General features: G+C 60.8%; 6 protein-coding genes. 3 read left to right on the top strand and 3 right to left on the bottom strand.

Features of this window, described 5'->3' with window-relative positions; all coding sequences use genetic code 11:
* The 3 genes from IT585_01520 to IT585_01510 form a co-directional block, all read right to left on the bottom strand.
* On the bottom strand, nt 1–635 hold a 635-nt coding region (locus IT585_01520; protein ID MCC6961910.1), incomplete at its 3' end, for a HEAT repeat domain-containing protein.
* Nucleotides 636–764: 129 nt separating this feature from the next.
* Nucleotides 765–2402, bottom strand: a complete 1638-nt coding sequence (locus IT585_01515) for a peptidoglycan-binding protein (GenBank protein ID MCC6961909.1) — start codon at nt 2400–2402, stop codon at nt 765–767.
* A 17-nt stretch (nt 2403–2419) separates the two neighbouring features.
* A complete protein-coding gene (locus IT585_01510; GenBank protein ID MCC6961908.1) occupies nt 2420–3532 on the bottom strand; it encodes a PAAR domain-containing protein in 1113 nt (370 codons plus the stop codon).
* Between the two features lie 503 nt (nt 3533–4035).
* On the opposite strand from IT585_01510, the gene IT585_01505 reads away from it, so the two are divergent.
* The 3 genes from IT585_01505 to IT585_01495 all read left to right on the top strand — a co-directional run.
* Nucleotides 4036–8628, top strand: a complete 4593-nt coding sequence (locus tag IT585_01505) for an SBBP repeat-containing protein (GenBank protein MCC6961907.1) — start codon at nt 4036–4038, stop codon at nt 8626–8628.
* A 168-nt stretch (nt 8629–8796) separates the two neighbouring features.
* Nucleotides 8797–10188, top strand: a complete 1392-nt coding sequence (locus IT585_01500; protein ID MCC6961906.1) for a phenylacetate--CoA ligase family protein — start codon at nt 8797–8799, stop codon at nt 10186–10188.
* Between the two features lie 102 nt (nt 10189–10290).
* On the top strand, nt 10291–11427 hold a 1137-nt coding region (locus tag IT585_01495), incomplete at its 3' end, for a DUF853 family protein (GenBank protein MCC6961905.1).

The raw sequence follows: 11427 nt of genomic DNA, 5'->3' as shown, positions 1-11427 counted from the left end.
GCGAAGCGCGGTTGGTCGGGGTCGCCGATTTCGAAGGCGTTGTCGCGGTCGCGCAACGCCGGTCGCAGACGCGCCGCCAAAGCCTTATCATCGATGTAGGCCAGATCGCGAATCCCCTGCAAGCGGATATGAGACTCCGCGCTGTCAAGTTGCCCGGCGATTTCCAGCTTCAGTGATTCATTCCCCAGCTTGGCCAGTGCCAAGCGCATCTGACGCGCCGACTCGCGATCGTTTTCCTGTTGCAGTCGATGTTGCAGCGGCGCCACCGCAGAGCTGTCGCGCAGATTTCCGATAAGTGCTGCCACACCGGTGCGGATGTTCGCATCGGGATTCTCCAGATTGGCCAGCAGTTCGGGCAGGATCTTTTGATCGTAGCGCGATTCGAGGGCGAGCAAGGCGCGCATCCGCACATCCTCATCAGTGTCGCTCAGCGCCTGCGCCAAAACCTTCGTCAGATGCTGGTCGCCGGTGAGCACCAGGCAGCCGAGGGCAAGATCGCGAATCTCGCCGTCATGATTACCCAGCAATTCCTTCAGCATCGGTGCGGCCGTATCGCCGACATCTTCGGCGAGGTTCATCGCTTCCCAGTCTTTCGCCAGCACCAGCTTGTGCAGACTGTCTATGCTACTTGCCACGTTTCCTCCTCGCTCGCGGGTGTCGCTGCGATCAGCTTGCGATCGACAGCCAGTTCCAGTGACGGCGGCTGCCGCCAGGAGCCAACACAAGATGTGAAGCTTGACGCGAAACACAATGGCGACCCTGCCTCACGGATTGCGATACCGTTTCGCCGAACGCGATTGCTTGCGCGCGCCGAAACACTCATTGTCGGTCTTGTCCTGCGGCAAATTGCGCACACTGACGACACCGCCGGAGGCATTGTGGCCGTAGCCGACGTTGTGCGCCCAGCCCTCGGCGCGATCGTCTCCCGGCCAGCCACCATACATCAGACGCCGCATCGAATAGATGTCATGCTTCTTGTTGGCAGCGCTGGGGTCATCTTCGGCGTGGCTGTATTGAGTGGCGCCGAAGTTGTTGGCCAGGCCGAGATAGTGTCCGAACTCGTGCGCCAGATCGAGCGCCGGACCGGCATTGCCGCGATGTTCTCCGGCATTCTTCGCAATACTGACGGCATTCGGCCAGTTAAACCGTAACGGGCTCCAGGTCAGGCCGTTCGCGCCGTCGATACTGTTCACCACAAAGACGTTTATCTTATCCTGCTCCAGCGGTGCCACCGCCGTGGTCATCGAAACCAGTTCCGTGCGATAGACGCCGCCGATCGCGCTGTGCTGTCCGGCCACGGAAAGATTGACGTTGCAGTTGCGCCAGTTCTGGAAGTGGAAGTACATCCCATAGGGCTTCCAGATCGCATTGACCAGCGCAAAGATCGTTTTCCAGGTGTCCTTGGAGGTCGCGGGCGCGGTCGGGGTCACACCACCCGGGCCGGCAATTATCGTCCAGTAGGGCCGCACCTCCATGCGAAACACTGGCAGGATGATGATCTGCAACACGCCGACGGTAACCTCCGTCTTGTCCTGCTTCACAACCACTTTCAATTCGGCTTCAGTCTTCGCCTTGACCGCAGCGGTCTTGAGTTCGAGGATCATCTCCTTCTCGTTGGGCAGCGGCAGCTTTGAGACGACTTCGATCAGATCGGCCGGAGCCGTTGTGACATGCAGCGGCACGTCCTTGGCGATGTACTCCCGGATCACCTTGATGCGAAACGGGCTGTCAGGAGCCATCGTCAGGACGGGGCCGCGCAGATCGCTGCCCATCGACTTGGCCTTGATGAAGCCGCGGTCGTCGAGATCGGGCGCCTTCGCCGAAGGGATACCCGACTTGACCGTGGCATCCTTATCGGAGGGCGCGCGGGTGAAGCGAATCAGCGAACGGCGAATCACGAAGGTGTCGCCGAACTTGTTTTTGCTGGTCACGACATTGTCGAGCTTGGGATTGGTGTTGCCGCCGGTGATGCCGTCGGTGCGCAGATTGTTGTCGGCCTGAAAATCGAGGACCGCCCGTTCCATCTTCTCGCCCCGCTCATCATCGACGCGACCGGTATAATAGCCCAGCAATTGCAGGCGGCGCTGGCGGCCGTGGACTTGACCAAGATCGCCCAGCTTCTGCCAGCCGGCCAACACCAGCCCTTTGGCCTCATCCTCCAGTGTGGCTTCCGGCTCGTGCTTGATCGTGTAGGTTGTGCCCAGGACCTTGAGGTCAACCGTGCCGCTGATCTTGACTTTCATGCCATAGAAGCCGTTCGCCTGCGGCTTGACGGGCGATTCCTTCCCGTCGGCCACGATCTTCGCTTCACCGGCGTTGATGATGGTGTCAGCGTCGGTGCCCGGCGCGGTCTGCAGCGCCAGGACGACATCGGCGGTGGTTGCATCTACTTTTAGTGCCATGCCGTCACACCTTCGCTCTATGTCGGCAGCTTCTTGGCGTCGGTCACGTTCGGAAACGTCACCCGGCATTTGGCCGGCGGAACATTGCGCTCCGTCGCTGTGCCGTTGGCATCGAGCTTTCCCTGCCGCATCTCGCCGTTGGTGAATTGCACGACATACTGCTCATCGGGTATTGCATTGCCCTTATCATCTTTGAGCGTGATCTGCAGTTCGTCTGACAGCGTCAGCAAGTCGGAGCGCGCGGAAATCGCGGCAACGGTCACGCTGAAGTAAAAGCGGGGATAGCTGTACTCCTTGGCGTTTTCGTGTCCGATTTCCGGCTTGTCATCGTCGGAGTAGTCGAACTTCCATTGGGCTTCGACCTTGTCACCGGCGACCTGGCCGTCGGAGATCGTCTCCACCAGGCGCTCGCCTTGGCGGGAGCCAATCTGGAAAATGCGGAAAGAGGCGGCAGTACCGGCAGCGATACCGAAGGTTTCCGCCGTGAGTTTCACCGTATCGCCGACGGCGGCTTTGACTACCGACCACTTGGCCGTTTTGATGGCTTTGAGTTCGATGTCGTAGGTACCGGGATCAACGCCGTTCATCTTGACGTCGCCGGCGAGTGAGCCGCCGCCAACATCGGCTCCCGATTTCTTGACGCTGTAACTGACGTCGGTGATCGGATGACCGCCGCGGTCGACGAATTTGACGTCGAGGTAGTGATCCTCGCTTTCCCCGGAACCACCGCTGCTGCCGCCGCCGCCGGAACCGACATTGGTCTCGGCCGCTGCCGCAGTTTGACCGGCGCCTTGCCCGCTGCCGCTGCCGCCGCTGCCGGCCCCACCACCGGCGCCGCCGCCTTCGCCGATCAACACCGTGAAGCAGCCCATGGTGATGGTGTCGGGCGGTCCGACGCAGGTCACCATATCGCCGACGCGGGCGGCCGGGCGATTGCCGATCAGGACAACGAAGCAGCCCATCGTTATTGGGCCGCCGACATGCGGCTTGGGCCCGTCGCACATCGGGCAGGTGTGCATGTCGCCGACGCGCGCCGCCGGCATGCCGCCGATCAGCACCGTCGGCTCACCCAAAGTGATCACACCGCCGTGTGCGGTCAGGTCGCCGATTCGTGCCGCCGGATTACCCATAAGCCGCTCTGACTCTGATCTCCTCGCCGGTGCTGCCGGTATCCAGACCGACCCGTCAGCTCAACCGGAAAACGGAAGAAGACAATACGCAACTGGGATTCTGGATTTTGTGACGCGACGAGTTTCGGCTGAGTCGCCTCGCGGCGGTGCAGCATTCGGTCTCGATCGCTGCTGTAAGGTATCAAGCTCGGGAAGAGTTGTCAAAGTAAATAGAGTTTGTTGTCGCAGTTAAAAGCGGCCTCCGGCGAGCGCTTGCCGGTGTTCCCCGCCGTTCGAATCGAGGTCAGCTCTTGCGGACGCGGGTAGCAATTCCAGGGCGATAAGTTGACGTTTAAACTCCTGATTTGATGCGCCCGTGATGGGTTGTGCGTGAAAATTCTACTTTCTAAAATCGCCAAAATGTGTTTATTATTGACCCATCAAGTCCAAACTCTTCCTGTTATCGGGAACCCTCTTCGAAACCAGTAGCGTTGCGGTCTGACCTGGTCCGCAAGTGAGGCAGCATGTTGACTTCCGTCCGCCCGAGTGTATCCAAGACCACCGACACCATATTCCTCTGTTTGAGCCCGGCAGCAATCGTGCTGTTGCTAATGTTCCTGTCGCAGCCGCTGCGCGCTGAGAATTCCAGCGTCACGGTTGCCGCCGGCGTTAGCGGTTTGAGCGCGCAGACGTGGGAGCCGGCCGATGCAGCCACCGAGGCTCAGGTGAACGAATGGACCAATAATCTGTCGTTCGGGTTTACGCCGAACCGCGGGCAAGTGGCGAATATCGACGGGAAGACGGCGGACGATGTTTTGTTCAGCGCCAACGTGCAGGGTGCGGAAGTGTATGTCACCAAGTCCGGACTGTCGCACTATTTCCTCAAGCGCATCAAGAAGGGCGCCAAGGTGTGGCGGCCGAAAGGCGCGGCAATCGGACCGAAAGAGTTCGAGTGGCGCCGGATCGATCTAAACTTGACTGGCGCAGCGATCGCGGCCGAGCGTGTGACCATGGAGGAACCCCTGACCGATCTCGGTGTGACGCACTTCTATCGCAGCCAGCGCCCTGAGGGTGTGCTCGGCGTCCCGACCTATGGCAAGGTGACCTTTGCGGAAGTTTATCGCGGGATCGACTGGGTGGTGCTGAGCCGACCCGGCGCGGCCGTCCAGCATGATTTTATCGTCCGCCCGGGCGCAGATATCGCGCAGATTCGGATGGAGTATCGCGGCGCCAGTTCGATCGAAATCTCGGCCGATGCCGCCCGGTTGCGGATTCGCACGGAATTGGGTGAGGTGCAGGAGGGCGCGTTGCACTGCTTCCAGGCCGACGGCGCGCCGGTGAACGGCCGCTTCGTGGTTGACGGCAACATCGTGACGTTTGCCATCGACGACTATGATCGCAGTCAGACGCTGACGATCGACCCGCCGCTGGTTTGGAGCACTTACTACGGCGGCTCAAACTTCGACGGCCCGCGCTCGATCCTCTGCGACAACGTCAACGATTTCGTCTACGTCGTCGGCTACAGCTTTTCGAACAACATGCCGACGCAGAACGCGCCCAACGGCGCCTTCTTCCAGGGCACACTGACCGACAGCCTGCTGATCGACGGCTTCATCTGGAAATTCACGCAGGCCGGCGTGCGGCTGTGGGCGACCTATTACGGCGGCACCGGCTCTGAGGCCAATGCCGATTGTGCCCTCGACCAGTTTCAGAACCTCTATGTCTGCGGCTACACGACTGCCACCAACTGGCCGCGCTACATCATGCCGGGCGCCTACAATGACACGACCTACAACGGCGGGCAAGCGGACGCGACGATCATGAAATTCAACTCGCTCGGCGTGCGCCAGTGGGCGAGCTACTATGGCGGCGAGAACTACGATTACGCGACCAGCCTGGTGATCGACGCCACCGGCAATATCTTCATGACCGGCTATACCTCCTCGACAATGTTCCCACTGCTGAATCCCGGCGGCGGGGCTTACTTCCAGCCGACGATTGCCACATTCGAAGACGCCTTTGTCGTCAAGTTCAGTCCGCTGGGCGCGCAGTTATGGTCGACCTATCTCGGCGGGGCCGGAAACGAGGAGGCGCTCGGCATCGTGGTTACGGTCAACGCGATCTACGTGACCGGCCTGACGCAGTCGCCGGCGTTTCCGGTGCTGAACGCGGCCGGCGCATATTTCGACAGCACGCTCGGCGGCACGCAGGACGGCTTTGTCAGTCGCTTCAATCTCAACGGGGTGCAGACCTGGGCGAGCTATCTTGGCGGCGACAGCACCGACTGGGCGGATGACGCGGTTGTCGACGGCAGCGGTAACGTCTTTGTGGCGGGCTATTCCGAATCGACGAATTTCCCGGTAGTCAATCCGGGCGGCGCCTATATCCAGAGTTGGGGCGGCGACCTCGACATGACGATCACCAAATTCACCGGCGCCGACAGCTTGATCTGGAGCACGTATTACGGCGGGAGCCAGATTGACTTTCTGATGGGGGCCAGCGGCAAGTCGATCTGCCTCGACCCCCAGGGGCGATTCTATATCACCGGCATGACCTTCTCGACGAACTTCCCGGTGCTCAATCCGCCGGGCCCGTCGTTCTTCCAGGGCACGAACATCGGCGTCCAGGATGCCACGATCGGGGTTTTCAACAACAGCGGCACGATGCTGTGGTCGACCTATTGGGGTAGTGACAATCCCGACTTCGGTTCCAGTATCTCGATTGGAAACTATGGCTGCATCTTCGCTACCGGCGAGGCCGTCGATTCGGGTACTTTCTTCCTGGCCAATCCCGGTGGTTCGACCTACTATCAGCCGATTTGCGGCGGACTGGATGACGGCTATATCGCGAAATTCTGCCAGCCGACCGGCGCCTGCTGTATCGACTTCAACTGTATCCCGGCCAACAGCCAGGCGGAGTGCACGGCGCTCGGCGGGCAGACGTTCTATCCGAATCAATCGTGCTCGACCACGACCTGCAGCATTCTCTGCAACATCTGCGGCACCAAATACAACGACTTGAACAAGAATGGAGTCCAGGACCTTGGCGAACCAGGGCTGGCCGGCTGGACGATTCAGCTCTATTATTGGAACGGCCCGCTCTATGCCAGCACGACGACGGATGGCTCGGGCAACTACTGCTTCAACAACATCCCCTGCGGCGCCTGGACGGTGACCGAGCAGTTGCAGCCGAACTGGGTCCAGACCTTCCCCTCGCCGAGCGTGCACAATTATAGCATGGGCACCGGCCAGACGATCAGCGATGCGGACTTCGGCAACGCCAGTTGCATCGCCGACACCTGCTGCATCAAACCGGCGGCGGGCATGATTGCGTGGTATCCGTTCGACGAGACCGCGACGGGACCGGCCAACGATATTGCCGCCCGCACGCGCTCCGGCTGGCACTACGCCGACCAGTTCGCACATGCGGAGGGTGTCGTCAACGGCGCGATCGCGCTGGATTCGGCGCGCTACGTCCGCGTCTTCGACGACCCGTTCGCGCAAGTCGACACCGGCGATTTCTCGATCGATGTCTGGATCAACCCGGAGACTTTCGCCGCCGCTTGCCCGAATTCACCTTACCAGCCATGCGCGGCGATTCCGATTCTCGACAACCGCAACTCCGCCTCCGGCGGCAACGGCAACAACGGGATCATGCTGTACCTCAAGCGCGTGTCGTCGACGCAGGCGCGATTGGGGCTGGCGATGAATGTCTTCCCGAATGCGGTCGACACCTTTGAGACCCCGACGGCGCCAGTCGTGCTCAACGAATGGCAGCACGTCGCCGTGACGGTTGACCGCTCCAGCGGCTCGCCGGTGGGAGTCTTCTACTACAATGGCGATTCCGTCTGCGCCTTCACACCGCGAGCAGGACGAATCTACTCGACCAACGGTGTCGGCTCGGTGCTCGATATCGGCCACGGACCGACTTCAGTGAGTTCCAACCCCGGTGAAAGCTGCCTCAATACCGAGCGGCATTTCGTCGGATTGCTGGATGAGCTGGAAATCTGGATTCGCCCGCTGCCGGCGACCGAGATCGATCGCCTCTATTCCGCCGGCTCGCGCGGGAAGTGCAAGATCACCTGCACCCTGCCCACCTCGGCTGTGCTCTGCCGCACGGCGACCACGGTGACCTTGAATCTGACCATCTGCAACCGCACGCCGAACACCTCCGTGGCGCAGTTTTCGTTTGCGCCGATGGCGACCGGCAGCGGCTGCAACTTTGACGCGAGCGGCATTACCTTCAGCCCGGCCAACGGCACCATCAATCTGGCGCCGGGCCAGTGCACGCAAATTCCGGTGACGCTGAGTCGTCCGTTGGGATTCACGGCGGGCAACGTCGCCTGCTTCTGCGTGACGGTGCGCGATACGCTCTCCGGTGCGATGAGCACCTGCTGTTCGAAGTTAATTGCCTCCAACACCTGGTGCGTGACGGTGAAGGATCCACGCGATATTACCGGTGTGGCGATGGGACAAGCGCGCACATTCGTGTTTTCAGCCCGGAACGAATCCGATTCCGCGGCAACGCTTGACTACACATTGCGCGGTGAGAGTTCGGCCGAAGGCGGCGCCTTGACGGCGCTGCGGCTGAACGGGCTGCCGCCCGGCGTGCCGGTGGCCGGATCGTTGAATCTGCCGCCGTGGGGCGAGACCAATATCGACGGCGCCGCTGTGCTGGGCGCGTTTAATCCGCTTGATCTGGAGTCGATCCTGATTGAGGCGGATGTCGACGGCGACGGCGTGGCCGACGCGCTCGACGTCGTGCTGGTGCAGCCGGTCAGTTTCCCGGACTGCAACGGGAACGGTATAGCCGACAGCCTCGATCTGCTCAACGGCACGGCCGTCGATGCCAACGGCAACGGCTTCCCGGACGAATGCGAACCGCCGTCCACGGGCGCCACGCCTTGCTACGTCTGCGGTGACGCGGACGGGTCGGCAGCGGTTTCAATTTCGGACGCGGTTTACTTGATCAATTACATCTTTGCGGGCGGACCGGCACCGAGTCCGGTGCTGGCCGGGGATGCCGATTGTACAGCCAGCGTCAGCATTTCCGATGCCGTCTACTTGATTAACTATATCTTCGGCGGCGGGCCGCAGCCGTGTTCCGCCTGTCCGTAGGCGGCGGCGGGAGGAAATCATGGTCTTGCGGCCTCGATTTGCGGCATTTCGCGACCGACAAAGAAACCAGAATGCCGATTTCGCGTTACTGCTGAGTAGTACGGAACCGCGCGAGACCGGCAAGGAGAGCTGAGGAAATCAACCCGAAGACGCAGGCGCGTTTAAGACATGACCGGACTGTTTCACAAATTCTACTTGTTGAGCCCGATCATCCTGCAGACCGTCGGCATTTCGCTCTACGGCCTGAAGCTGTATTATCGCGAATACGGTCGGAAGTTCCAGCGGCTGCTGGAAGAGTTCGAACGCCACGCGTCGATGTCGGCCGCCGAGCTGGAGGCTTACCAATCGGAAAAGCTGCGGCTGTTGATCGCGCACTGCTATCGCAATGTGCCGTACTACCGCCGGATCATGCAGGAACGCAAGCTGACGCCGACGGACTTTCGATCGGCGGCAGACTTGCCGAAGCTGCCGGTGTTGACGCGCCAGCAGATGCGCGACTACGGCGAACAATTGATTGCCGAGAGTGTGCGCAAATCGGATTTGATCGTCGGGTTCAGTTCCGGCACGACAGCCAACCCGATTCGCATCGTCTGGGATAGGAACGTCTGCATGGTCAAGACCGTGGTGGACTGGCGGCAAAAGCGGCAGGCCGGCGTCAATCCGTTCGACCGCATGGCGTATTTCATCGGCCGGCAGATCGTGCCCGCCGAGGTCAAGAAGCCGCCGTACTGGCGCCAAAACTGGACACTGAATCAGCTCTTCTTCTCGGCGTTCCACCTCTCTGAAACGAATCTCGGCCATTACATTGACCGACTGGCGAGATTCCAGCCGGTGGCGATCGAGGGTTTTCCGTCGACGCTGTCGATTGTCGCTGCCTATCTCAACCGTCGCGGCGAATCGTTCCCGGTTAAGGCGGTATTCACCTCGGCCGAACCGCTGTTGCCGAACCAGCGCGCAGCGATCGAAAAGGCATTTGTTTGCAAAGTGTACGATTTCCTCGGCATGTCGGAGCGGGTGATCTTTGCGACCGAATGCCACCGCCACGAAGGCAAGCATCTCGATATCGATTTCGGCGTAACGGAGCTTCTCGGTGAAGACGGCCGGCCCGCAGACGGGCTGGGTCGGATTGTCGCCACCGGCCTGCACAATTACGCGCAACCGTTGCTGCGTTATCAATCGAGCGATATCTCCGCCTTCTACCATGAGCCGTGCGGTTGCGGACGGCCGTTTCCGCGGATTCAGGATGTGACGACCCGCGACGAGGACACCGTGACGACGCCCGACGGGAGATACCTGTCGCCCTCGGCGCTGGGTACCGCGACCAAGGATCTGGAAAACGTCGAGCATATCCAGATCTGGCAGGAAGATTTGCACACAATCGACGTGCGGCTCGTGCCACGCGCCGGCTATCGCGACGAAGAGGGTGACTCGATCAAGCACTCATTGCAGACGATGGTCGGCGATAATGTCAACATCACCGTCCGCACCGTGGCCGACATCCCGCGCACTTCCGCCGGCAAGTTCCGCTGGGTTGTTTCCAAAGTCCCCCTCAAGTTCTGATCGCAATTGCGCAGCAACGCTAAGTGCTTGACCCCGACCGTTGTCATTCGCTATCGTGCAGCGGGCGGGCACAATGTTATTGGCTGAGGAGGTCTGGCCGAAATGAGCGATCCGATTCTGATGGGAAAGGGCGAGAGCGAGCTCCTCCTGTTGCCGCAAATGACCAACCGCCACGGCCTGATCGCCGGCGCCACCGGCACCGGCAAGACGATCGCACTTCAGGTGATGGCGGAGGCCCTCAGCGCGCGCGGGGTGGCGGTGTTCCTGGCGGATGTCAAAGGCGATTTGGCCGGCATCAGCCAGCCGGGGGCAGCGAATCCGAAGATCAGCGAACGGCTCGGCAAGATTGGAATTACCGACTTCCAGTTCCGCGGCTCGCCGGTCACCTGTTGGGATCTGTTCGGCGAACAGGGGCATCCGATTCGCACCACCGTCTCCGATATGGGCCCGCTGTTGTTTAGCCGCCTGCTCGACCTGAACGAGACGCAGAGCGGTGTGCTCTACATTGTTTTCAAAATCGCCGATGACAACCAGCTGCTGCTGCTCGACCTCAAAGATCTCCGGTCAATGCTCACGTTCGTCGCCGACAACGCCAAGCAGTTTACGACGACTTACGGCAATGTTTCCGCAACGAGCATCGGCGCGATCCAGCGGGCGTTACTGACGCTGGAGGAACAGGGCGGCGATGAATTCTTCGGCGAACCGGCGCTCGATATCGACGATCTGATGCAACTGGCCCCCGACGGTCGCGGCATGGTGAACGTGCTCGCCGCCGATAAACTGATGCAGTCGCCGCGCGCTTACGCCACGTTCCTGCTCTGGCTGTTGGCGGAGTTGTTCGAGCAGTTGCCGGAGGCGGGCGATGTCGACAAGCCGAAATTGGTGTTCTGCTTCGACGAGGCACACCTGCTGTTTGATGAAGCGCCCAAGGCGCTGCTGGAGAAAATCGAGCAGGTGGTGCGGCTGATCCGTTCGAAGGGTGTGGGGGTGTTCTTCATCACGCAGAATCCGCTGGACGTGCCGGACACGGTGCTGTCACAGCTCGGCAATCGCATCCAGTTTGCTTTGCGGGCGTTTACGCCGCGCGACCAGAAGGCGGTCAAGGCGGCGGCGACGACCTTCCGCCCCAATCCCAATCTCGACATCGAAAAGACGATCAACGAGCTGGGGACCGGCGAGGGTCTGGTGTCGTTTCTCGATGCCAAGGGCGCGCCGGGAATTACGCAGCGCACGATCATC

The organism is Candidatus Zixiibacteriota bacterium, from assembly GCA_020853795.1.
In the GTDB taxonomy this organism is placed as follows: domain Bacteria; phylum Zixibacteria; class MSB-5A5; order CAIYYT01; family CAIYYT01; genus JADJGC01.
This window is presented reverse-complemented; position numbering and strand designations above follow the sequence as displayed.

Coding starts and splice junctions, on each gene's coding strand:
- IT585_01515 (MCC6961909.1), bottom strand. CDS start 2,402: ATGGCACTAAAAGTAGATGCAACCACCGCCGATGTCGTCCTGGCGCTG.
- IT585_01510 (MCC6961908.1), bottom strand. CDS start 3,532: ATGGGTAATCCGGCGGCACGAATCGGCGACCTGACCGCACACGGCGGT.
- IT585_01505 (MCC6961907.1), top strand. CDS start 4,036: ATGTTGACTTCCGTCCGCCCGAGTGTATCCAAGACCACCGACACCATA.
- IT585_01500 (MCC6961906.1), top strand. CDS start 8,797: ATGACCGGACTGTTTCACAAATTCTACTTGTTGAGCCCGATCATCCTG.